Source organism: Kribbella sp. NPDC051137 (assembly GCF_040682535.1).
GTDB classification, from domain to species: domain Bacteria; phylum Actinomycetota; class Actinomycetes; order Propionibacteriales; family Kribbellaceae; genus Kribbella; species Kribbella karoonensis.
Map to the genome: position 1 here is coordinate 395,818 of NZ_JBFBBI010000007.1, position 22,602 is coordinate 418,419.

Below are 22,602 nucleotides of genomic sequence, written 5' to 3' on the forward strand. Positions count from 1 at the left end.
GGGTGGAGCTTGGCATTGGGGGTGGGGGGTTGGTAGGGCGGGGCGGGGGGCGAAAATTTTGGTCTCGTGATGGTTAACGTTTTCTATGCCAGCCTGAGCGCATGTCATCTGAGAAACCGGCGGCGCTGGTCGTCATGTCGGTCGAGCACTGGCCGTTGTTGTTCCCGCCGGACGTCCGGCGCCGGCTCGAGCGGCTGGTGGACCTGGACGGACCGGTCGACCGCTTCGACCTGGATCGCCTGGCCGAGGTGGAAGTTCTGATCACCGGCTGGGGCTGCCCCGCCGTCGACCGGCAGGTCCTGGAGGCGGCGCCGAAGCTGCGCGCCGTACTGCACGCCGCCGGGAGTGTGAAGGGACACCTGAGTCGCGAAGTGTGGGAGCGCGGCATCGCGGTCTCCACCGCCGCCGACGCGAACGCCGTACCGGTCGCGGAGTTCACGCTCGGCGCGATCCTGCTGGCCGGCAAAGGTGCCTTCGACCTGCGCGAACGCTACCGGCGCGAGGGCACGTTCGAGCTCGGCTACATCCACCCCGGCGTCGGCAACCACGGCCGTACGGTCGGGCTGATCGGCGCCTCCCGGATCGGCCGCCAGGTGCTCGACCTGCTGCGCCCGTTCGGGCTCCGCGTCCAAGTGTACGACCCGTACGCCGTCGACGTACCGTCCGTCGACCTCGAGACCCTGCTCAGTACCAGCGACATCGTCAGCGTCCACGCCCCGCTGACCGCGGAAACCCAGCAACTGCTGGGCTCCGCACAGCTCGCCCTGCTCCGGGACGGTACGACGCTGATCAACACAGCACGCGGCCCGATCGTCGACACCGAGGCACTGATCCGGGAGCTGAGATCCGGCCGGATCAGCGCGATCCTCGACGTCACCGAGCCCGAGCCGCTGCCCGCCGACTCGCCGCTCCTCACGCTCCCGAACGCCTTCGTCACACCCCACATCGCCGGCTCGCACGGCAACGAGCTCGCGCGCCTCGGCGGCTGCGTGACCGCCGAACTCGAACGCCTCCTGGCCGGCGAACCGCTGCGCTTCGGCATCAGCGCGACAGACCTCGACCACGCCGCCTGAGTCAAAAGACAACGTTTGCCATCCAGATCACGGCCTTGACACCTCAAAACCGACAGCGCTACCTTCACGGCAGATGGAAAGCGCTTTCTAGAAGGAGTCTGGAGATGACCACCCGAACCCCTCTGCGCACCAGCCTCCGGCTGGGGTTGCTGGCGCTGCCGGCGGTCGCGTTCTTCCTGGTGTTCAGCTACGCGCCGCTCGCCGGTCTGGTGGTGGCGTTCAAGGAGTTCGACATCAGCAAGGGCATCTTCGGCAGCCCCTGGAACGGCCTCGCGAACTTCCGGTACTTCTTCAGCTCCGGCGACGCCCAGCGGATCCTGCTCAACACGATCGTGCTGAACGTGCTGTTCCTGGCCGCGACCCTCGCGGCCGGCGTGACGCTGGCGATCATGCTGAACGAGATCCGCGGCCGGTTCTTCAAGCGCGCGGCGCAGTCGACGATCTTCTTTCCGTACTTCGTCTCGCCGGTCGTGATCGCGATCATGCTGCAGGTGCTGCTGTCCGGGCCGAACGGCTCCGGCGGCGTCGTCAACGACGCGCTCGCCGGGTTCGGGCTGCCGACGGTCAGCTGGTACACCGAGCCCGGACCGTGGCCGTGGATCCTGACGTTCGTCAAGGTCTGGCAGCTCGGCGGCTACATGAGCGTGATCTTCTTGGCCGCGATCACCTCGATCCCCGAGGACGTCTACGAGGCCGGCCAGATCGACGGCGCGAGCCGTGCGCAGATGGCGTTGCGGATCACCCTGCCCCTGCTCAAACCGACGGCCGCGGTGCTGCTGGTGCTCGGCGTCGGCCGGATCTTCTACGGCGACTTCGGCACGATCTACGCGATCGTCGGCGACAACGGGACGCTGTTCCCGACCACCGACGTGATCGACACGTACGTGTTCCGGTCGCTGCGCCAGATCGGCGACTTCGGCACCACCGCCGCGATCGGGCTCTTCCAGTCGGTGGTCGGTTTCGTGCTGGTGTCGACCGCGGTGCTGATCCAGCGCCGGTACTCCAAGGAGACGAGTCTGCTGTGACCACGATGACCTCGAGCCTCGCGAAGGCGGCATCCCGGACGAAGGTACGAAAGTCCGGTGGCCTGGAGCCGTTCACGGTGATCAGCATCGTCGGCGTCGGCCTGTTCATGCTCGTCTGCCTGATCCCGTTCTGGGTGATCCTGTCCGGCTCGTTCACCGACGAGCAAACCCTGGCCGGCAAGGGGTACAGCCTCATCCCACAGCCATTCTCGACAGCGGCCTACAAACTGATCTTCACCGGTCCGACGCTGGTCAGCGCGTACGTCGCCAGTGTGTTCATCACGCTCGTCGGTACGGCGCTCGCGCTCAGCTTCACGTCCGGCCTGAGCTGGGTGATCGCCCGCCGGCTCCCGTACGTCAGCAGGCCGCTCGCGATCTTCGCGTACATCCCGATGCTGTTCAGCGGCGGACTCGTCCCGCTCTACCTGCTGGTCACGCAGTACCTGAAACTTCAGAACAGCTACTTCGCGGTGATCCTGCCGTTGCTGGTGGCCCCTTTCCTGGTGTTCATCCAGGTGTCGGCGTTCCGTCAGCTGCCGGAGGAGATCCTGGACTCGGCCCGCGTCGACGGCGCCGGGGAGCTGGCGATCTTCTTCCGGATCGGGCTGCCGCTGTCCAAGCCGATCTTGGCCGTCGTCGGCCTGTTCTACGCGGTGCACTACTGGAACGAGTGGTTCACCGCCTTGCTGTTCATGTCCGACGTCCACAAGTACCCGCTCCCGCTGCTGCTGCAGAACCTGATCTCGAACGTCACGTTCTCGCAGATGCTGCCGACAGCGGCCCAACAGACGACGCCGGTCTACCAACTCCGGCTCGCGCTCACGGTCGTCACCATCGGCCCGATCCTGCTCGCGTACCCGTTCGCGCAGCGCTACTTCGTCAAAGGCATCACGCTGGGCGCCACCAAAGGCTGACGCCCGTAATCATCAGGAGGCATCGTGCCCGCCACATCTCCAGCCGGCCTCAGCAGGCGCGGCTTCTTGGCCGCCGGCGGCGGCCTGTCCCTCGCAGCCGCGTTCGGCCTCAGCGCCTGCGGCGGATCCTCGACGGGTGGTTCCGGCAAGTCCGCCGACACCCTCGCGCTGCTGCTCCCCGGCGACGCCCCGGCCGGCTGGGACGCCGTACTCGCCAAGGTCAACGAGAAGCTCGAGAAGGACCTCGGCTTCACGATCGCGCCGCAGTTCACCGCCTGGTCGAACTACCAGCAGCAGACGCTGCTCAAGTTCACCGCCGGCGAGACCTTCGACACCGCGCTGCAGGCCCGCTGGCTGAACATGATCCAGCTGGTCGCGAGCAAGTCGCTGGTCCCGGTCGACGAGCTGATCCCGAAGTACCCGAACCTGAGCAAGAACCTCGCTCCCCAGCTGCTCGAGCAGAACAAGTGGTCCGGCAAGCTGTACGGGATCCCGCAGGTGAACTCGGCCGCCCGGTTCCACCACTTCACGGTCCGCCAGGACCTCGCGGACAAGCTCGGGATCGGCGACATCACGACGTTCGACCAGCTGGAGAAGTACTGGTACGACGTCAAGCAGAAGGCGAAGATCACCCCGGTCGGGATCTCCTCGAACATGCCGAAGCTGCTGGTCGCGTTCGCGCCGGTCGGCTGGCTGAACCAGCACGACTGGGAGAACCCGCACGTCAGCGTGCAGACCTTCAGCGGTGGCTCGTTCCCGTTCTTCCTGGCGCAGGACGGCAAGAGCACCGGGTCGGCGCACCCGATCCCGTTCTGGGAGGCGCCCGGTGTGGTGGACGCACTGCGCAAGGTCCGCCAGTACTACCTCGACGGGATCATCAACAAGGACGCGCTGAACGTCGACTCGAGCACGATCGGCTCGCAGTTCGAGGCCGGCCGGATCGCGACCCGGTGGGCGATGACGGACGGCCTCTCCTCGCAGTCGCTCGCGCCGCTGCGCAAGGCGGTCCCCACCGCGCAGATCGCGAACGTCGTCCCGCTCCGCGGCGGGAAGGCCGCGAAGCCGAACCAGACGTTCCAGGCGGACAACTTCGTCGTACTGAACGTCAAGGGGCAGAGCAACGAGCGCGCGATGCAGCTGGAGGACTGGGTCTCGATCAAGGAGAACCATGACCTGATCAGCTACGGCGTCGAGGGCAAGGACTGGAAGCCGGTCGGCACCGACAAGTTCGAGCAGCTCTCGCAGTACAGCTTCCCGGGGTTCGCGCTGTGCTGGCGGCAGAAGCTCGAGCTGAAGATCAAGGACATCACCCCGACCGAGGACGCCTGGTTCGAGTGGGCGCAGAGCTACGACAACTTCACGCTCGACCCGTACGCGTCGTTCGTCCCGGACGTGACGCCGGTGAAGCGGCAGGACAGCCAGGTCAGCGCCGCGATGACGCAGTACGGCAACCCGCTGTGGATCGGCGCGGTCGACGTCGACAAGGGGCTGGACACGTTGAAGAAGGCGGTCGAGAAGGCCGGGCTGAACGACCTGCAGGCGGAGATGGAGAAGCAGGCGAACGCGTACCTCAAGGGTCAGTGACCCCGATGTCCGCCCCACGGAGGAAGCTGGCGGTGGTCGCCCGCGAGGCCGGTGTGTCGATCTCGACGGTGTCGAAGGTTCTGCGGGCCTACCCGGACGTCGCGCCGGCCACCCGGACGCGGGTGCGCGAGGTACTGCGGCGTGCCGGGTACCCGGTGGACTGTGATCGTCGCGAGGAGTCCGTGCTCGTCGACGTGGTGGTCGCGAGTCAGAGCAGCGGCCGGGCAGGCGACGTACTCGCCGGTCTGGCCGATGCCGCCCGCGAGCCCGGGCTCGCGCTGGTCGTCACCACGGTGAACGGCGGAGAACCGGTACCCCGGCTCTGGCTGGAGCGGTTGTTCGCCCGCGGTACACGCGGGGTCGTCGGTCTCGACGTGGAGTTCTCCGACACACAGCTGGCGTATCTCGCGGCGTACGAGATCCCTTGTGTGGCAGTGGATTCCCGCGCTTCGATCCCCGAGGTGCTGGCCGCTGTCCTCGACGGGACGTACCTCAGCCGAGCCGGCTGACCGAGCTGCGGACCACGACGTGGGTCGTGAAGAGCCGGTGGTCGCCGGTCCAGTCCGGCTGTTGGTGCCGGGTGTCCAGCGCGATCTGAGCCGCGGTCCGGCCGAGCTCCTCGTACGGGACGTGCACGGTGGTCAACCGCGGCCGTAGGTCCTGGGCCAGTTCGACGTCGTCGTACCCGACCACCGACAGGTCGTCGGGGACGGTGAGGCCGAACTCGGCCGCGGCGGCGTACACTCCGGCAGCGACGACGTCGGTGGCCGCGAAGACCGCGGTGAAGTCCTGGCCGGCGGCCAGCCGGTTCTTGCTCAGCTGGTAGCCGGACGCGCGGGTGAACACGCCGTGCTCGACCAGCGTCCCGTCGTCCGGTACGCCGTAGTCGCGGAGCGCCCGGCGGTGACCCGCGAGACGCTGCATGCTCGTGCTCTGCCGCTCAGGCCCGGCCAGGAACAGGATCCGCCGATGCCCCTGCGACAACAGGTGGCTGGTCATCGCGTATGCACCCTGCTCGTTGTCGTACTCGATCACGGCCGTCGGCACGTCGTCGCCGAGCGCCGGGCGGCCGCACAGCACCAGCAGCGAACCCGCGGCGTGCAACGACCGGGCCAGCTCGGTCATCCGCGCGCGGTCGTCGGCCGATTCGTTGGCGATGCCACCGATCAGGATGACCGCGCCCGCGCGCTGCTCGCGCATCAGCTGAACGAGCGCGAGCTCGCGGGCCGAGTCACCCTGGCTGGTCCCGATCAGACTCAGCCAGCCGCGCCGGGACGCCTCCTGCTCGACGCCGTGCGCGGCGTCCGCGAACGACTGCCCGCGCACGTCGGCGAGGATGAACGCGATCGTCTTCGACTGCACTCCGGCCAACGCCCTCGCGTGCGTGTTGGCTGCGTAGTTCAGCTCGCGGATCGATCGCATCACCCGCTGATTCGCCGACCGGGAGACCGGGTAGTTGCCGGCCAGCACGCGGGACACGGTGGCCGGTGAGACGCCCGCGTGCGCGGCGACGTCGGCCAGGGTCGGCGAGTTCGTGGTCTTGCGCTTACCGGGCATCTCTCTCCTCGGGCGGAGCGGTCGAGTCCCGGATCACCACGTGCGTGCCGAGCATCAGATGCTGGTCCAGCGCGTACTCGTCGCGGTGCAGTGCCAGCCGCACGGCGGCCCGCCCGAGCTCCTCGTGGGGGATGTGCACGGTGGTCAGCGCCGGGCTGAGGTCCGCGCTCAGCGGAATGTCGTCGTACCCGGCGACCGAGATGTCCTCCGGGACTCGCAGCCCCGCCTCGTGGAGTGCGGCGAGGATACCGCTCGCGACCATGTCGGTGATCCCGAGGATCGCGGTCATGCCGGTGTCGCGGGCGAGCAGTGTCTTGGTCTGCCGGTAGCCGGACTCGCGGTCGAACGTCCCGCCGACCACCAGGTTGTCGTCGACGTCGAGACCGTGCGCGCGGTGCGCCCGGGCGAAACCCTCGAACCGTGCGCTGGTGGTGGTGTGGTTCGGCTCGGCGGCGCCGATGAACGCGATCCGCCGATGACCGAGCGAGATCAGATAGTTCGTCACGGCGAACGCGCCGCCCTCGTTGTCGTACTCGACGACCGTCGCCGGGGCGTCCGGTCCGATCGGCGGGCGGCCGCACAGTACGAGCCGGGAGCCGACGCGTTCGAGCGAGCGGGCGATCTGCGCCATCCGCTCGACGTGTTCCGGCGTACGCAGGCCGCCGCCGACCAGCACGACCGCTTCGGCCTGCTGCTCGCGCATCAGCTCGATCAGCTCGAGCTCGCGGTCGGCGTCGCCGTGATGCGTGCAGACCAGGCAGACCCGGCCCTCGGCGGTCGCCTGCTGCTCGACGCCCTGCCCGATGTACGCGAACAACGGGCCGACGAGGTCGCGGACGACGAACGCGACGGTCCGGGTCGAGCCGCCGACCAGCGCGCGGGCCTGCGCGTTGATGACGAAGTCCAGGTCCTGCACGGCGCGGAGCACGCGGTTGCGGGTCGAGGCACTGACCGGATAGTTGCCGGCCAGCACGCGCGACACGGTCGTCGCGCTGACGCCTGCGGCGAGCGCGACGTCCTTCACCGTCGGGCGGCCCCCGGCGATCGCTCTGGCCACGCGGGAACTCCTGTTCCGTTCGAAAATTTCTGCCCCTGCACCGCGTAGAAAACGTTAACTATGCTGCCATCCATGACGGCGATTGTCGAAGCCGGGGTGCCGCTCTCGGTCCACGACACCGGTGCGGGTGAGGCGCTGCTGCTGGTGCACGGCTGGGGCGGCGACGCCCGCGCCTGGAGCGGCCTGGACTTTGCCCGGCGCCGGGTCGTGACGGTCGACCTGCGCGGCCACGGGCGCTCGCCGGTACTGCGGAAGGGGTACCGGCCGGTCGACTACGCGCGCGACCTCGCGGGCGTCCTCGAACGGTTGGAGCTCGGCCCGGTCGTTGCCGTCGGCCACTCGATGGGCGGGCAGATCGTCGTCCAGCTCGCGCTCGAATATCCGGAACTGGTGCGGGCAGTGGTGGCCGTGGACCCGGCGTACGGCGCGGACGCGGCCGAGGCGGCGACGTTCGCGGAACGCCTTGCCGCGCTGCGTGGGGACGGCGCCATCGCGGCCGTCCGTCAACTGGGGCTGCGGGCCGGGCCGGTCCGGGACCAGCTGCTCGCTACTCCGGGACATGTTCTCGCCGAGAGCTACGCCGGCATGTACACGGATCCGGATGCTTTCGGTGCGCGCCCGGCGGCGGCTGCCCGGTTGGCCGGCCTCACCCAACCCTTGCTGACCTTGCGACCGGTCCCGTCGATGGCGGCCTGGGACATCGGGCTGTCGTTGCCGTACGGATCACGAATCGTGCTGTGGAACGGCTGCGGACACTTCCTGCACCACGAGCGTCCGCGCCAGTTCGTCGACCTGGTGGAGAGCTGGCTGACCGCCCTCCGCCCTTGAGAGGAGCTCAGATGACCGAATTCAGCCGCCGTACCTTGCTCATCGCCTCCGGTGGTGCAGCGCTGGCGAGTCAACTCAGACCGGCCGCGGCGTCGACCGCGATGCTGGAGATCTTCAGGCATCCGGGAGTGCTGCACGACGCCGACGACCTGGAGCGGATGCGGGCGTGCGTGGCCGGGCGGATCAGCCCGGTGTACGACGGGTTCCGGGCGATGGCGGCGAACAGCAGGTCCTCGTACGACTATGTGATCCGGAACGTCGGCCAGATCACCTCATGGGGGCGTGGGCCGTCGAACTACATGAGTGAGGCGGTCAACGACTCCGGGGCGGCCTATCAGAACGCGTTGATGTGGGCCGCGACCGGTGACGTGCGGTACGCCGACAAGGCGCGGGACATCCTCGACGCCTGGGCGGACAGCCTGACCGCGATCACCGGCGCGGACGGTCAGCTCGGGGCCGGGCTGCAGGTGTTCAAGTTCGTGAACGCCGCGGAGATCCTGCGCGGGTACGACGGGTGGACGCCGGAGGCCGTCCGGCGGTGCCAGGAGTCGTTCCGCACGGTGTGGTACCCGGCGATCTCCGGGAACGCGTTGTTCGCCAACGGCAACTGGGATCTCGCGGCGCTGCAGTCGATCCTGGCGATCGCGGTGTTCTGTGACGACCGGGTGATGCTGGAGGACGCCGTTCGGTACGCCGTGGCCGGCGCGGGGAACGGGCGGATCGAGCACATCGTGGTGTCGGCGACCGGGCAGGGGCAGGAGAGTGGTCGGTCGCAGTCGTACGCGCAGCTCGCGCTCGGGTTGCTGGCGAACTGCGCGGCGGTAGCCTGGAACCAGGGGATCGATCTGTTCGGACACCTCGACAACCGGATCCTGCGCGGGTTCGAGTACACGGCGGCGTACAACCTGGCCGATTCGGTGCCGTTCACCGTGGATCTGGACCGGACCGGGAAGTACATCAAGACGGTCATCTCGCCGATCAATCGTGGGGCGTTCCAACCGATCTACGAGCTGGCGTACGCGCACTACGTCAGCCGGAGAGGGCTCGCGGCGCCGAACGTCGAGCGGGTGCTGTTCCGCGGTGGAGCGCGCGTGGTCGAGGGCAACAGTGATGATCATCCGGCCTGGGGGACGTTCACGCAGGCTCGGGATCCTGGTAGCCCGCCGCTGTCGGCGCCGCCCGGTACGCCGAGTGGGCTGACGGCCCGTGCGACCGACGCTGGAGTCGTGGTGAGCTGGGCGGGGTCGGTGGAGCCTCGTAGTGGCGCCGCCGCGAGCAGTTACACGATCATCCGCGACGGGCGAGTTGTTGCTTCGGGCATCCGATCAACATCGTGGACGGACGCGTCGGCCCGTGGGCGGGTCTCGTACCAGGTGCAGGCCGTGAATGTCGTCGGCGAGAGTGCGATGTCGCTGCCGGTGACGGTTGCCCGAGCGGAGCCGTGGACGAGCCGGGACGTCGGGCGGGTGGTGGTGCCGGGCGCCACGGCGTACGACGGGGAGACGTTCACCGTCGAGGCGGGTGGCGCGGACATCGGCGGGGTGGAGGACAGCTTCCGGCTCGTGTACGTGCCGTTGCGCGGCGACGGGGTGCTGACGGCGCGGGTGGTCTATCCGGTGAGTTCGCAGTACGCGACCGTCGGGGTGATGATGCGGCAGAGCCTGTCGGCGTCGTCGGCGCATGCGTCGATGCTGATCAAGGGTTTGCCGTTACACACGTGGAGCGGCGTGTGGACGGTGCGGACGGGCGGGGACACCTCGGCGACCGGGAGTATCGCCGTACCACCGACGCAGCAGCAGTGCATCACCACCGCGGCCGGCTTCCCGATCTCCGACCTCGGGACGCTTCCGCAGTCCGCGACCCCGTTGCCGCCGCCGTACGTCGAGGCAGCGAGCGACGGGTACCGCCTGCGTCGGCCGTACTGGGTCCGGCTGATCCGCCGCGGTGACGTCCTCACCGGCCTGATCTCCTCGGACGGCAGCACATGGACCCAGGTCGGCCAGTCCCGGGTGAACCTGGGCCGCGACGTGTACGCCGGCTTGGCGGTCTGCTCGGCCCTCGGGGTGGACCAGTCGTATGCCGAGTCAACCACCGCAGCATTCGACAACGTGACACTCGAAACCCCCTCGCGCTTGGGTAGCGGAGCGCGCCAAGGGTGGGTCGGCGGCACACCCGGGACCCCGGCGGGGGAGTTGCGGGGCGGCGACGGTGAGTTGGCGTGGTCCGACCTCGACGTGTCGGCGACGTACACCGTCAAGCGGCGGCAAGGGTCTGGGCCGTATCGGGTGATCGCCACGGGAGTACAACCAGTCGGGTTCGGGGTGGAGACGCGGTATCGGGATGTGTCGGCGGTGCCGGGGCAGAGGTACGACTATGTGGTCGCGAAGACGAATGTCGCCGGGAGCGGGCCCGACTCGCCGAAGCTCACGCTGACCGCGCCGACGCCGCGCGTGCCGGTGATCACCAGCGCGACCGCCGCGTACGCCAACGTCGGCGTCGACTTCCGCTTCCGAGTCGCCGCGAGCAACGATCCGGGCAGCTTCGCGGTGCGCGGTCTGCCGGACGGGTTGACCATCGATCGACAGAGCGGAGTTGTCAGTGGTAAGCCGCGCCGGACGGGGACTGTTCGGCTGGCGGTCTCGGCGCGCAACGCCGCGGGAGTGGGGGAAACCGAGTTGACGCTCACCGTGGGCGCTCCGCCGCCGGCGCCCTGGCATTACGGCGATATCGGCGACTACGTGCTGGACGAACGTCAACTCGGCAGCTTCAGCGCCGTCGCGATCAGGACGCCGGGTATCACCAGCTACGACGGGCGTTTCGTCGTCCGCGGTGCCGGTTCCGACCTGAACGTGATCGGGCAGGGGATGACCGTCCAGTTCGCCCGTCTTCCGGTGACGGGCGACGCGACGTTCACGGCGCGGCTGGTGAGCCGTGAGGGGCCGGGCCGGGTGGGGCTGCTGCTGGCCAAGTCGCTGTCGCCGTTCGACCAGGTGTCCGGCGTGGTGCTGGACAGCAGCGGTACGCCGCAGTTCGTGCAGCGGCTGCGCGTCGCGACGGGCCTCGTGACGACGACCGGCAGCGGTACGCCGGGATGGTTGCGTCTTCGCCGTACCGGGAACGCCTTCGCCGCCGAGGTCTCGACCGACGGGGTGAGCTGGACTGCGGTCGGGGCACCGGGCGAGATCCCGACGTTCGGGTCGGCGCCGTACTACGCCGGCCTGGCTGTCGTCTCGGGGGACCCTTTCACGCTGAGCACCGCGATCTTCGACAACGTGTCCTTGACCTGAGACAGCGCAGTGGCCCGGCCGTGATCGGCCGGGCCACTGTTCGTTCTACTTGGCTGGTTCTACTTGGCTGGTTCTACTTGGCGTAAGCGAGGGTTCCGAAGCCTGTCTGGTCGAAGCCGCCGCTCGTCGAGCCGTAGTCGCCACCGCCGCCCTCGGGACGGACCTGCGCGGCCATCGCCGAGATGTACGGCACCGAGAGGTACTTGCGGCGGGTGTAGTGGAAGTGCAGGATCTCCCAGACCGGGCGCAGTTGCCCGCGGCTGGCGCTCGAGATCACCGTGTGCTCCTGATACGCGCAGTTCTGCCCGGTTCCCCAGGTGTACTTCGTGAAAGGCACGTCCTCACCCAGGTTGTACTTCGCGACGTACTGCGCCGCCTTCATGAAGCGGTTGTTGTCGTACCCGTACAGGTCCTCGCCCTGGTTCCAGGCCATCTCGCAGAACGCGCCCATCTGACCGATGCCCATCATCGTGTGGCCTTGGTCGCGCCCGGACTCCTGCCACTGCGCGAGGCCCTGGTCGTCGTACACGAACGGCACCGCATGCTTGATCGAGCCGTTGCCGGCGCCGTTCTTGAAGTAGTTCACGGCCTGGTCGTACTTCGCGGCGTCGTCGCAGAGGATGCCGATGGCAAGGACCGAGTTCATGTTGCAGAGGTCCCAGTTCGCCCAGTAGTTCGTGATGCAGGCGTCGTTGTGGTTGGTCAGGAACGAGTTGTTCATCGGGTAGAAGACGTTCAGCATCATGGTCTTGAACCGGGTCAGGTCGAAGCCCGGGTAGCCGCGCATCAGTTCGGCGACGTTCGCGAACTGGTACCCGTAGATCCCGGCCGCCAGGAACCGGTCCGCGTTGCCGCTGACGGTCGTCAGGGTTGCCGACCAGGCGTTGAGGATGTTGCGGGCGCAGTCGCCGTTGGCCGTGGTGCCCTGGACGTGCCAGCGCAGCGCGTTCTGGTAGGCGGCGTGGATGTCGTTGTAGAGGATCCCGTAGTTCTCGCCGGTGCCGCCGCGGATGATCGTGGCCTGCGGGTTCGGCTGCCAGGTCGACTGGGCGTGCCCGTTGGCGATCAGCCGGTTCCAGCCCGACAGCCACGGATTGTCGCCGGCGGCAACGCGGACCTTGGCCCGGTTGAGGTCACCCCAGTTGTGCAGTGCTCCGGGGTGGGTGAAGGTCGCCGGCGCGGCGGATGCGGTCCGGGCGAGGGTGCTGACCCCGACGGTGGCCGCGACGGTCTTGAGCAGTGTGCGTCGTTTCATCCTTCTCCTTGGGGCGGTTGAGGGTGCTACTTCACGGTGAGGATGAGGTTCTTGGTGGTGCTTCCGGCCACGTTGGTGACGGTCAGCGCGACGTCGTACGTGCCGCCGGCCGCCGTACCGGAGATGACGCCCGTCGGACCGTCGACAGTCAGGCCCGGCGGCAGGCCTTGGGCCGTGAACGCTGTCGGGTAGCCGGTCGCGCTGATCGTCAGGACGACCGGCGCAGCGGCGACGAGCTCCGCGGTGTCAGGGGTCGTCAGCACCGGCGGTGCCGTCGTCGGCGCGGTCGCTGCGTCCAGCCAGCGCAGGTTCGTCACGTGCTCATTCACGTGCATGTTCACCATGTCGGCGACCGTGAACCACCCGGGCTTGCGCATCGTCGAGGCCATCACGGTGCCGTTCAGCACCAGGTTCTGGAACGTCACGTCGTTGATGCCGTGCGCGGCGTCGTACCCGAGCATCATCGCGGTCTGCGCGTGCTGCCCGGTGTACGTGAGGTCTTTGACGTAGACGCCGTCGATGCCGCGGCCTGCGGACGTGTTGTACGACTTGTTGTACGCGACCCGCAGGTGCAGGAACTGGCCCCAGCGGAAGTCCTCCACCCGGACGTTGTCGATCCGGACGTTCCGGACCAGGTTGCTGTCGCCCGGGTTCAGCGCGATCGCGCCCTGGTACCACTTCTGCGGTTCGCGGTGGTCGAGGATGTCGACGTTGCTCACGGTCAGGTTCTCGATCACCTCCGGTGCGTCGGTGTTGCCGTGCGTTCCGACGTTGACCGGGTGCGCGACGTCCGCCCAGAGGCTGGTGTTCCGGATCGTGACGTTGCGGGTGTCGCCGTAGTAGTCCCAGCGGTGCCCGTAGATCGCGATGCAGTCGTCGGAGCAGCGCAGGAACGAGTTGTCGATCAGTACGTCGCTGCTGGAGAACAGGTCGATGCCGTCGCCCCATTGGCCGGCGCTGAAGTACCCGAAGTCGGTGATCGCCACCTGCTCGGACTCGCCCGCGGTGATCGCGTAGCCGGTCTTGAGGTTCAGCATCGTGATGCCGTCGACGCGGATGTGTTTCGCCTTCACCATCGTGCAGCCACCGCCGCTGGTGCCGTAGATCAGGCCGCGGCCGATCAGCGCGCCGTTCGTGGTGCCGGTGAAGTTGACCGACCCCTTGAGTACGGCGCCACCGGCCAGGTACACGGTCTTGCCGTCCGGTACCTCCACGATGCCCGAGGTGGTCGTGTGGACGCCGGGTCCGAAGTAGATCACGTCCGGGTCGTCCGGAGCCGGCGCGTCGGTCTCCACCGCGCGGGCCAGCAGGTGCAGGCAGTCGAAGATCTCGCCGTTCACCTCGACGACGACCTTCCGCGGCCGGTCCAGCGTGAACACGAGCGTGTCCCCGTGCTCGACGTACGGCGTCATCCCGTACGACAACGGCCGGATCCGCGCCGTCCGGATCCGCCCCTTCGTGTACCGGACCCGCACCTGCACGGACCCGGTGAAGTCGAAGTAGGCCATCGACGACTTGTGGATCTGCCCCGCACCGGTCTGCGCGTCGATCAGCTTCAGGTCCACCGAGTACGTGTCCACCGACGTCCACCGCCCACCGGCGGCCCGCACCTCCACCTCGAAGGTCGACCCCCGCGGGATCCCGTCCGGCACTGCATACGTAACCACCGCGGGCGCCGCCTCCGCTACCTCTGCCGTGGTCGTGATGTAGCCGGCGGCAACAGTCGCACCCGCAGCCTGCAACAGCCGCCGCCGGGTAATGTCCAGAGTCATTCGTCAGGCCTCCTCGAACTCCACCGAAAGAGCCCTGAAACCTTGCCCAGCAGCGCCGAACCCGAGCAATACCAAGGACCGTCAACGAAAATTTCGCCCCGGGACTCAGCTCGTCCTCAGTCGGGCGGTTTTACCTTCTGAGATGTGAAGTGCACGGCCGTCCGTACTCCGGTGGTCGTCGTCGAGGACGATGACCGGATCGCGGCGTTGCTCGAGCACGCGTTGACCGGGAACGGGTATGAGACGTTCCGGGCGCGGACCGGCCGGGGCGGCCTGGCTGTCGCGCGTCGGGAGCAGGCCGAGGTCGTCCTCCTGGACCTCGGCCTGCCCGACGCCGACGGTGCGGAGCTGGCGCGGCGGTTGCGGGCGGAGTTGCCGGGACTGTTGCTGGTGATGCTGCACGCGCGCGGCGAGGAGATCGACATCGTGTCGGGGCTGGACGCCGGGGCGGACGACTACCTGGTCAAGCCGTTCAGCCTGACCGTGTTGCTCGCCCGGTTGCGGGCGCATCTTCGTCGACGCCCGGCGTCGCGGCTCCAAGGGCCGGTGGCGGTCGCGGACCTGATCGTGGACACGGCAGCACGCCGCTGTACGGTCGCCGCCGCCGAACTGCCGCTGCGCCCGAAGGAGTACGAACTCCTGGAAACGCTGGTCCTCAACGCCGGTGCGGCGCTGTCCCGCGAGGACCTGATGGCGACCGTCTGGGACGAGAACTGGTTCGGCTCGACGAAGACCCTCGACGTCACGATTGCCGCCCTGCGTCGCCGCCTGGACTCCGCGCGGGCCGCCGTACCGTCACTCCGGCTGCCGACGGTGTCGACTCTGCGCGGCCACGGCTATCGGCTGGACCCACCCGCGACCGGCTGATCAGCCGCCGTCGGGGTCGAGGCGGTAGCCCATGCCGCGTTGGGTCTGGATGGCGTTGCGGTCGAAGGGTGCGTCGAGTTTCAGGCGGAGGTAGCGGATGTAGACCTCGACGACGTTCGGGTCGCCCTCGAAGGCCGGGTCCCAGACGCTGTTCAGGATCTCGGACTTGCTGACGGTCTCGCCGCGGTGCCGCATCAGGAACTCGAGCAGGCCGTACTCGCGGCGGGTCAGCACGATCTCCTGGCCGGCGCGTTCGACCCGGCGCCGGACCGGGTCGAGCTTCAGGTCGCCGGCGGTCATCACGATCGGGCGTTCGGGGGCGCCGCGGCGGATCAGCGCGCGCAGCCGGGCGACCAGCACGATGAAGCTGAACGGCTTGGTCAGGTAGTCGTCGGCGCCGAGGTCGAACGCGTCGGTCTGGTCGTAGTCGCCGTCCTTCGCGGTGAGCATCAGCACCGGCGCCCAGACGCCGCGCTCGCGGATCTGCTCGAGCACCTTGTAGCCGTTCAGCTTCGGCAGCATGATGTCGAGCACGATGACGTCGTACGGGTTCTCGGTCGCCGCCCAGACGGCGTCCTCGCCGTTGTGCACGACCTCGACCACGAACCCGTCCTCGGTCAGCCCGTGCCGAACCGTCTCGGCCAGGGGGACCTCGTCCTCGACTATCAGTACCCGCATGTTTCCAGTGTCCTGCCAGATTGCTGAGAACAACCTGAGTCAGGGTGCCGGGAGCGGCAACGTGACTGTTGCGACGGTTCCCTGTGAGGCCGCCGGTGCCAAAGTGACGGTTCCGTGATGGGCCTTGGCGATCTCCTGGACGATCGCCAGCCCGAGCCCCGACCCGCCGCTGGCCCGCGCCCGGCTGGTGTCGAGCCGGACGAAACGCTCGAAGACCCGCTCCCGGTCGCTCTCCGGGATCCCGTCGCCGTCGTCCTCGACCGTGACGACCGCCTGCCCGTCCTGCTCGGAAGCGCTCAGCCGTACCGTGCTGTGCGCAGCGGTCGCCGCGTTCTCGACCAGGTTCCGGAACAGCTGACTGAGCCGCAGCGGATCCCCGACGACCCGGACCGGCCGTACGTCGGCCCGCACCTCGAGTCGCTGCGCCGCGCGGAGCCGCCGTACCTCGGTGTCGAGCAGGTCGTCCAGGTCGACGTCGGCGCGGTGCAGCGGGAGCGCCGCGTCGTCGGCCTTCGCGAGCAGCAGCAGGTTCTCCACCAGCCGCTGCATCCGGTCGGCCTCGCCCTTCATCAGCTCGTGCAGCCCCTCCCAGGCCTGCCCGCGGGCCGACGGCTCGATCACGTCCAACCCCGCCGACACGGTCGCGAGCGGCGATCGGAGCTCGTGGCTGGCGTCGGCGACGAACCGCCGCTGGTTCGCCTGCCCGGCCTGCAGCCGGTTGAGCATCTCGTTCATCGTCGCGGCCAGCCGGGCGATCTCGTCGTCGGTCTCCGGGACCGGGACGCGTTCGGTCAGGTCGGTCGACTCGATGCCCTGCACCCGCGACCGGATCCGTTCCACCGGCCGCAACGCCTGCCCGGTCAGCATCCAGCTCGCCGCGCCGACCACGATCAGCAGCACCGGGAACCCGAGCAGCAGGTACTGCGTGACCGTGGCGATCGTCGCCCGCTGGGTGTCCACCGACGACGCGACCACCGCGGTGTACGTGGTCCCGGCGTACTCGATGCCGCGGGCAACGATCAGGTAGTCGTGGTCGTCGTCCAGCAGCGGCATCTCGCCGACCTCGGACCGTAGTACCTTCCCGGCGGCGGGCCGCAACCGGGTCAGCGGAACGGTCTCGGCCCGCGCCGACGAGGCCGCGACCACCTGCCCGGAGCTGTCCAGCACCTGCACGATCTGGCTGGCCCGCGTGGTCTTCGCGAGATCGGTGCCGAGGTTGGCGACGCCTTCCTGGCTGACCTGGGCGGCGACGTCGGCCACCCGTCCGTCGGCGGCGTCCGAGGCGGCGCTGATCAGCGCCCGCTGCAGAAGCAGCAGCAGTACGCCGGCACCGACCACCATCGCCGCCGCGACGACGACGATCGCGGCCGCGGTCGACCTGCTCCGTACGCTCGCACGACGAAGCCAGGAGATCGACGGCAAACCGGTTGCTCCTTCCCGGGAATCCCTCGGACAAGTGTTGTCGGTGGGACCTGAGCAGCACCTGAGTGCGCTGACTCAGCACGCTCTCAGTGCGCCGTGCCTAGCTTCGAAAGGTGACACCCGAAGATCACGGCACCGCGTCGCTGTCCGGCTGGGGCCGCACGATGCGCCGCACGTGTGAGGTGCGGCGACCGACCTTCGACGGCGGGCTGGTCGACGCGGTCCTGGGTACGCCGCGCCTCACCGTGCGCGGTGCCGGAAAGAGCTACGGCGACGCCGCGCTGCCGGCTGACAACGCGGTGCTCGACCTGACCGCGTTCGACCGGATCGTCTCGTTCGACGAGGGCAACGGCGTCGTGGTGGTCGAGGGCGGGGCCCTTCTGAAGGTCCTGATCGACCAGACCCTCCCGATCGGCTGGAAACTGCCGGTGGTCCCCGGGACCGAGCGGATCACGGTCGGCGGCGCGATCGCGGCGGACGTGCACGGGAAGAACCACCCGGGCGCGGGCTCGTTCGGGCAGCACGTGCTGTGGATCGCTCTGCTGCGTTCGGATGGCACGATCGCCCAGCTGTCCGCGGGGCAGGACCCCGACGGCTTCTGGGCCACGATCGGCGGCATGGGACTGACCGGGGTGATCCTCCGCGCGGCGATCCAGCTGCAGCGGGTGGACACCGGCTGGATGATCCGGAACCGCCGCCGGACCCGTTCGCTCGACGAGACCGTCGCCGCGATGCGCGCCGGCGCCGGCCGCCAGGAACTCGACCCGGAGCGGCACGTCATCGCCTGGCTGGACGCGCACGCCCACGGGGCGGGCCTCGGCCGCGGCATCGTCGACGAGTACTACGGCGCGTCGACGCTGGACCTCCCGGGCGCCGTGGCGCCGTTCCCCGAGACCAGGTCGCCGGGCAGCCGCCCCCGTCGGTCGCTGCCCGGGCCGGGTGTGGTGACCGGCGCAACGATCGCCGCCGCATCGGTCGCGCGCTGGCACCTGAGCCGGTCGGCGAACTCGCAGCTCGTCGCGATGCGCCCCGCGTTGTGTCCGCTCGACCGCGCCGACGGTTGGCCCGCGGCATTCGGGCGGGACGGGCTGGTGCAGTATCAGTTCGCCGTACCGCCCGACGAGGTCGGCACGATCCACGGAGTGCTCGCCTACCTCGGCACGCACGGGTTGACGCCGGCACTGGCGACGCTGAAGAACCTCGGCTTCGGCACGGCGGGCGCGCTGTCGTTCCCGATCCCGGGGTGGACGCTCGCGGTCGATCTGCCCGCACGGCACCTGCGGCCCGGCGCCATGCACCCGATCGACAAGCTGGTCGCGGGCGCCGGCGGCCGCGTGTACCTGGCGAAGGACGCGGTCACCGACCCGGAGCTGATCCCGATCATGTACCCGCGGTTGCCGACCTGGCGACGTACGCGCCAACGGCTCGATCCGGCCGGGCGCTGGACGTCCGGGCTGGCCGAGCGGCTCGGACTGCTCTCATGACCATGGGGTCTGTCCTCCTGGTCGGAGGTTCCTCCGAGATCGGGATGGCGGTGCTGACGCAGCTGCTCGGCCCAGCGCCGCGGCGCGTGATCCTGGCCGGCCGCCCGAGCGGCGAGCTCTGGCGCAACGCCGAGAAGCTCCGGGATGCCGGGTATCCGGTGCACACGACGGAGTACGACGCGGCGCTCGGCACCGGCGAGCTCGACGGGATGCTCGACCACGCGTGCGCGAACCACCCGCTGGAGCTGGCGATCGTCGCGGTCGGGTCGATGGCGACGACCTCGTTCGAGGAGGGGCTGCTGGTGAACGGTACGGCCATCTCGCTGCTGCTGCAGGCGTTGGTACGGCGGAAGCCCGAGCAGGTGGTGCTGCTGTCGTCGGCGGCCGCCGTCCGGCCGCGGACGTCGATCGCGGCGTACTCGCTCGGCAAGCAACTCGCGGACTCGACGGCGCTGCTGCTCGCGCGGCAGTCCGGCGTCCGGGTGCTCGTCGTACGCCCCGGGTTCGTGACGACGCGGATGACGGCGGGGTTGCCGAAACCGCCGTTGGCGACGACTCCGGAGCGCGTGGCGCGCCGGGTCGCCGCGGCCGTCGAAGTACACAAGGCGATCGTCTGGGTGCCGGGCGTGATGAGTCTCGCCGTCCGGGTGCTCAACCTCGTGCCCCGCAGACTCCTTCCGGCGGCGTGGCGATGAAGCGGCGCCGGTTCCGCAAGCGGTGGATCGCCGTGGCCGTCTGCCTGTTGTTGGTCGTACCCGCGGTCTCGTATGTCCGCGCACTGCTCTATCCGGGGAACGCGAGCTTCAGCGTGCGGACCGTCGAATGGTTCCGCGACCACGGCGGCGGCGGTCTCATCGACGCGATCGAGACCTGGAAGTACTCACGCCAGCAGCCGCCTGCCACCGGCGCACCGATCGATGTCACGGCTCCGACCGCGACGAGCCCGACGACCGGTCGGCGGCGGGTGCGCCCGGCATCCGCCGCTCTGCCGACCGTCCGGCTGCTGCCGGGCGTCACGCCGCTGGCGCACGAGGGCGTCTGGTCGGTGGCGAGGCAGTCGAAGGGCGGCGTGCCGCTGATCTGGACGAGCTGGTTCCGCACCGACCCCGGCCACCTGCCGGTGACGGCCGCGGCCGCACTCCTGCCGCGCGGAAGCTACGACCTGCACCTGATGCCCGGCACCCGCGAGCCAATCGTCGGCATGCCCTCCAGGAAGGGGTACTCCGTCCCGCAGGCGGACCGGTCGTCGCTGGTGGCGACGTTCAACGCCGGGTTCAAGATGCGCGACTCGCACGGCGGCTGGTGGACGACCGAGTCCGCCGCCGTACCGCTGGTCGACGGTCGCGCGTCGGCGGTGATCTACCGCGACGGCTCGGCCCGGATCGGAACCTGGAACCAGACGGTACGGATGACGAAGGACGTCGTCGCGGTCCGGCAGAACCTCGACCCGGTGATCGTCGACGGCCAGATCGTGCCCGGGCTCACGGTGAACGCGAACGGGCGCTGGGGAACTGTTCGCAGCCAGTTCCAGTACACCTGGCGATCCGGGCTGGGGACAGATGCCTCCGGCAACCTGATCTACGTCGTCGGCAGCAAGCTCACGCTCGCCACACTGGCCGGGGCGATGCACCAGGCCGGCATCGTGCAGGGCATGGAGCTCGACATTCATGCGGCGATCGTGAGCTTCGACATCGAGCAGCCGGGGCCGAACGGAACGGTCACCGGGCACCGCCTGCTGCCGTCGATCAGCTCTCCGGCCGATCGCTACCTGGTCGACGACCAGCGCGATTTCTTCTATGCGACGTCGAAATGACCAGCGTCCAGGCCCCGGTCCCCGTCGCCCGGCGGGAGGGTACGGCGCGGTCGCTGCTGCGGCTGAGCCGTCCGCAGCAGTGGCACAAGGCGGTGATGCTGTTCGCGGCTCCGGCCGCTGCGGGCGCGTTGGAGTCGCCGGGCGTCGTCGGGCGAGCAGCGATCGCGGCAGCCGGGTTCATCCTGCTGTCGGTGGCGATCTACGCGTTCAACGACATCCGGGACGCGCCGGACGATCGGCAGCATCCGCGGAAGCAGTCTCGGCCGGTGGCGTCGGGGGCGTTGAGCCCGCTGGTGGCCGCGGTGTTCGGTGTCACGTCCGCGTTGCTGGGGTTGGCGATTGTGAGTGGACTCGGCTGGAAGACGCTTGGGCTGGCTGCCGCATACCTGGTGGCGCAGGCGTCGTACGTCGCCGGGCTGAAGCATGTCGCGGTGATCGATCTGATCATCGTTGCGCTCGGGTTCGTGCTGCGGGCGGCGGCGGGTGGGACGGCGGCCGGGTTGCCGGTGTCGCACTGGTTCCTGCTGGTGTCGTTGTTCGGGGCGATGTTCCTCGTCACCGGAAAGCGGAAGGCCGAGCTTCAGTCGGCCGGACCTGCGATCAGCCGGCCGGTGCTGGCGGCGTACCCGAGTTCCTGGCTCGATCAGGTGATGACCGTTGCGCTGCTCGGGACCGCGATGTCGTACGGGACGTGGGCGTTCCAGTACCTCGGGCACGATGTGTACCGGCAGTTGCTGGCGATCTCGTTCCTGCCGTTCTTCACCGGGCTGCTGCGGTACGCGCTGCTGGTGTCGAAGGGACGAGGTGAGGAGCCCGAACACGAGATCTTCCGGGACCGGGTGCTGCTGGCCGCGGGGCTGAGCTGGGCGGCGTTGCTGGCGGTCGGGCTGTACTGCGCATGATACGCGTTGCGTAGTACTGTGGCGGGATGCAGGCCAACGACTCGCAGACGCTGGTGCTCTCGGTGCTGGCGGACGGTCCGAAGCACGGCTACGCGATCAACAACGCGATCGAGGAACTGACCGGGCAGCGGTTGGGAGCCGGCAGTTTGTACGGCGCGCTGACCCGCCTGGAGGCCAAGGGCCTGATCGAAACCCTCGAGGAGCAGGGCCGGCAGCGCCCGGTCCGGCTCACCACCGCCGGTCGCGAGGTCCTGGAGAAGGAACTCCGCGCGATGGCGAAGGTGGCGAACGCCGGCCTCCGCAGCCTCGGAGTACCGCTCACGTGAGCGTCGCGGCGCGGGTGTTGGTCCGGTTGTATCCGCGGGCGTTCCGGGAGCGGTGGGGTGCGGAGCTGGTCGGGGAGGTCGACCGGGCCGGGTGGCGGGGGATGCCTCAGCTTGCCTGGGCGATCGCCGGGATGTGGCTGCATCCGGCGATCTGGCCGGCCGATTCGATGGTCGAGCGCCGGCGGCGGGTGGCTGCGCTGGCGGTCGTGGTCACGGCGGCCGGGTGGCTGACCGCGCACGCCGTGCTCGAGCTGACGGGGGCTGTGCCGCGGGCGTTGGCGCATTCGTGGTTCCTGACGGTCTGCGACACCATGACGTTCTTCGGCTTCCTGCTCGCGTTGCCGGTTCCGCGGTTGCGTTCGGTCGTCCGGCTGGCGGTGCTCGCGGTCCGGCGGATCGCCTTGCCGGTCGCGATCGGGGCGGCTGTGGTCGTCGTGGTGCACCGTGATCTCGCCGTACCTGCCGTGGTCAAGATCGCGGTGGTCGGCGCCTGGTGGCTGGCGTTGACGATGGTGGCCGGCCAGGTCGTCCGCACGGTCGCGGACGTCGACCTCGACGCCGTCGCGGTGCCGAGCCCGCAACGCCTCCGCCTCGGGCTGTGGACGACCGCCGCGGGGCTGGCGGGCAGCGGCCTGACTCTGCTGACCGCCGGCGGGGATCCGGCCGGCGTACTCGGCGGTGTCACCGTCCTCGCCCTGGCCGCTGCCGTCAACGGCACAGTCCACGACCTCGCCGAAGTCCGGACCACCTGAGCCGGC

Annotated in this window: 20 protein-coding genes; 14 read left to right on the forward strand and 6 right to left on the reverse strand. The window is 69.2% G+C overall.

Annotated elements, in window-relative coordinates:
• Positions 1 to 101: 101 nt before the first annotated feature.
• From AB0M51_RS37260 to AB0M51_RS37280, 5 genes are all read left to right on the forward strand, one after another.
• Entirely contained in the window at positions 102 to 1,073 is a 972-nt protein-coding gene (locus AB0M51_RS37260; RefSeq protein WP_363753003.1) for a hydroxyacid dehydrogenase, read from the forward strand.
• 104 nt (positions 1,074 to 1,177) lie between these two features.
• Positions 1,178 to 2,098 carry an ABC transporter permease subunit gene (locus tag AB0M51_RS37265; protein WP_363753006.1) on the forward strand — a complete coding sequence of 307 codons (921 nt, stop codon included), beginning with the start codon at positions 1,178 to 1,180 and terminating at the stop codon, positions 2,096 to 2,098.
• Positions 2,099 to 2,103: 5 nt separating this feature from the next.
• Complete coding sequence (locus AB0M51_RS37270) at positions 2,104 to 3,012, forward strand: carbohydrate ABC transporter permease (RefSeq protein WP_363753394.1); 909 nt, start codon at positions 2,104 to 2,106, stop codon at positions 3,010 to 3,012.
• Between the two features lie 24 nt (positions 3,013 to 3,036).
• On the forward strand, positions 3,037 to 4,596 hold the full coding sequence (locus tag AB0M51_RS37275) for an ABC transporter substrate-binding protein (RefSeq protein WP_363753009.1): 1,560 nt from the start codon (positions 3,037 to 3,039) through the stop codon (positions 4,594 to 4,596).
• Between the two features lie 5 nt (positions 4,597 to 4,601).
• On the forward strand, positions 4,602 to 5,105 hold the full coding sequence (locus tag AB0M51_RS37280; RefSeq protein ID WP_363753012.1) for a LacI family DNA-binding transcriptional regulator: 504 nt from the start codon (positions 4,602 to 4,604) through the stop codon (positions 5,103 to 5,105).
• Here the strand turns inward: AB0M51_RS37280 and AB0M51_RS37285 are convergent.
• Both AB0M51_RS37285 and AB0M51_RS37290 read right to left on the reverse strand, forming a co-directional pair.
• Positions 5,089 to 6,153: a LacI family DNA-binding transcriptional regulator gene (locus AB0M51_RS37285; protein ID WP_363753015.1), complete on the reverse strand. Its 1,065-nt coding sequence runs from the start codon at positions 6,151 to 6,153 to the stop codon at positions 5,089 to 5,091. The two genes, AB0M51_RS37280 and AB0M51_RS37285, sit on opposite strands and share 17 nt — an antisense overlap.
• Entirely contained in the window at positions 6,143 to 7,210 is a 1,068-nt protein-coding gene (locus AB0M51_RS37290) for a LacI family DNA-binding transcriptional regulator (RefSeq protein WP_363753018.1), read from the reverse strand. The genes AB0M51_RS37285 and AB0M51_RS37290 overlap by 11 nt, the downstream gene beginning before the upstream one ends.
• Before the next feature lie 72 nt (positions 7,211 to 7,282).
• On the opposite strand from AB0M51_RS37290, the gene AB0M51_RS37295 reads away from it, so the two are divergent.
• Together AB0M51_RS37295 and AB0M51_RS37300 are read left to right on the forward strand one after the other, a co-directional pair.
• Positions 7,283 to 8,038, forward strand: a complete 756-nt coding sequence (locus AB0M51_RS37295) for an alpha/beta hydrolase (RefSeq protein WP_363753021.1) — start codon at positions 7,283 to 7,285, stop codon at positions 8,036 to 8,038.
• 11 nt (positions 8,039 to 8,049) lie between these two features.
• On the forward strand, positions 8,050 to 11,325 hold the full coding sequence (locus AB0M51_RS37300) for an alginate lyase family protein (protein ID WP_363753024.1): 3,276 nt from the start codon (positions 8,050 to 8,052) through the stop codon (positions 11,323 to 11,325).
• 73 nt (positions 11,326 to 11,398) lie between these two features.
• Here AB0M51_RS37300 and AB0M51_RS37305 read toward each other — a convergent pair whose 3' ends face one another.
• Together AB0M51_RS37305 and AB0M51_RS37310 are read right to left on the reverse strand one after the other, a co-directional pair.
• Positions 11,399 to 12,580 carry an alginate lyase family protein gene (locus AB0M51_RS37305; protein WP_363753027.1) on the reverse strand — a complete coding sequence of 394 codons (1,182 nt, stop codon included), beginning with the start codon at positions 12,578 to 12,580 and terminating at the stop codon, positions 11,399 to 11,401.
• Between the two features lie 26 nt (positions 12,581 to 12,606).
• Positions 12,607 to 14,352, reverse strand: a complete 1,746-nt coding sequence (locus tag AB0M51_RS37310) for a glycosyl hydrolase family 28 protein (protein WP_363753030.1) — start codon at positions 14,350 to 14,352, stop codon at positions 12,607 to 12,609.
• Between the two features lie 144 nt (positions 14,353 to 14,496).
• Here AB0M51_RS37310 and AB0M51_RS37315 point away from each other — a divergent pair, with 144 nt between their 5' ends.
• Positions 14,497 to 15,219 (forward strand): response regulator transcription factor, encoded by a 723-nt coding sequence (locus AB0M51_RS37315; protein WP_363753033.1) that lies wholly within the window; start codon positions 14,497 to 14,499, stop codon positions 15,217 to 15,219.
• On the opposite strand, the gene AB0M51_RS37320 is transcribed toward AB0M51_RS37315, so the two are convergent.
• On the reverse strand, positions 15,220 to 15,897 hold the full coding sequence (locus AB0M51_RS37320; RefSeq protein ID WP_344190868.1) for a response regulator transcription factor: 678 nt from the start codon (positions 15,895 to 15,897) through the stop codon (positions 15,220 to 15,222).
• Between the two features lie 39 nt (positions 15,898 to 15,936).
• Positions 15,937 to 17,319, reverse strand: coding sequence for a HAMP domain-containing sensor histidine kinase (locus AB0M51_RS37325; RefSeq protein WP_363753036.1), 1,383 nt, complete (start codon positions 17,317 to 17,319; stop codon positions 15,937 to 15,939).
• 113 nt (positions 17,320 to 17,432) lie between these two features.
• Here AB0M51_RS37325 and AB0M51_RS37330 point away from each other — a divergent pair, with 113 nt between their 5' ends.
• The 6 genes from AB0M51_RS37330 to AB0M51_RS37355 are packed head-to-tail and all read left to right on the forward strand — an operon-like array spanning position 17,433 to position 22,596.
• On the forward strand, positions 17,433 to 18,803 hold the full coding sequence (locus AB0M51_RS37330) for an FAD-binding oxidoreductase (RefSeq protein WP_363753039.1): 1,371 nt from the start codon (positions 17,433 to 17,435) through the stop codon (positions 18,801 to 18,803).
• A 2-nt stretch (positions 18,804 to 18,805) separates the two neighbouring features.
• Positions 18,806 to 19,498, forward strand: coding sequence for an SDR family NAD(P)-dependent oxidoreductase (locus AB0M51_RS37335; RefSeq protein WP_344190862.1), 693 nt, complete (start codon positions 18,806 to 18,808; stop codon positions 19,496 to 19,498).
• Positions 19,495 to 20,616 (forward strand): hypothetical protein, encoded by a 1,122-nt coding sequence (locus AB0M51_RS37340; RefSeq protein ID WP_363753044.1) that lies wholly within the window; start codon positions 19,495 to 19,497, stop codon positions 20,614 to 20,616. The genes AB0M51_RS37335 and AB0M51_RS37340 overlap by 4 nt, the downstream gene beginning before the upstream one ends.
• On the forward strand, positions 20,613 to 21,518 hold the full coding sequence (locus AB0M51_RS37345) for a decaprenyl-phosphate phosphoribosyltransferase (RefSeq protein WP_363753047.1): 906 nt from the start codon (positions 20,613 to 20,615) through the stop codon (positions 21,516 to 21,518). Before AB0M51_RS37340 ends, AB0M51_RS37345 begins: the two co-directional genes overlap by 4 nt.
• Before the next feature lie 26 nt (positions 21,519 to 21,544).
• On the forward strand, positions 21,545 to 21,844 hold the full coding sequence (locus AB0M51_RS37350; RefSeq protein ID WP_363753050.1) for a PadR family transcriptional regulator: 300 nt from the start codon (positions 21,545 to 21,547) through the stop codon (positions 21,842 to 21,844).
• Positions 21,841 to 22,596: a hypothetical protein gene (locus tag AB0M51_RS37355; protein ID WP_363753053.1), complete on the forward strand. Its 756-nt coding sequence runs from the start codon at positions 21,841 to 21,843 to the stop codon at positions 22,594 to 22,596. Before AB0M51_RS37350 ends, AB0M51_RS37355 begins: the two co-directional genes overlap by 4 nt.
• Positions 22,597 to 22,602 lie beyond the last annotated feature (6 nt).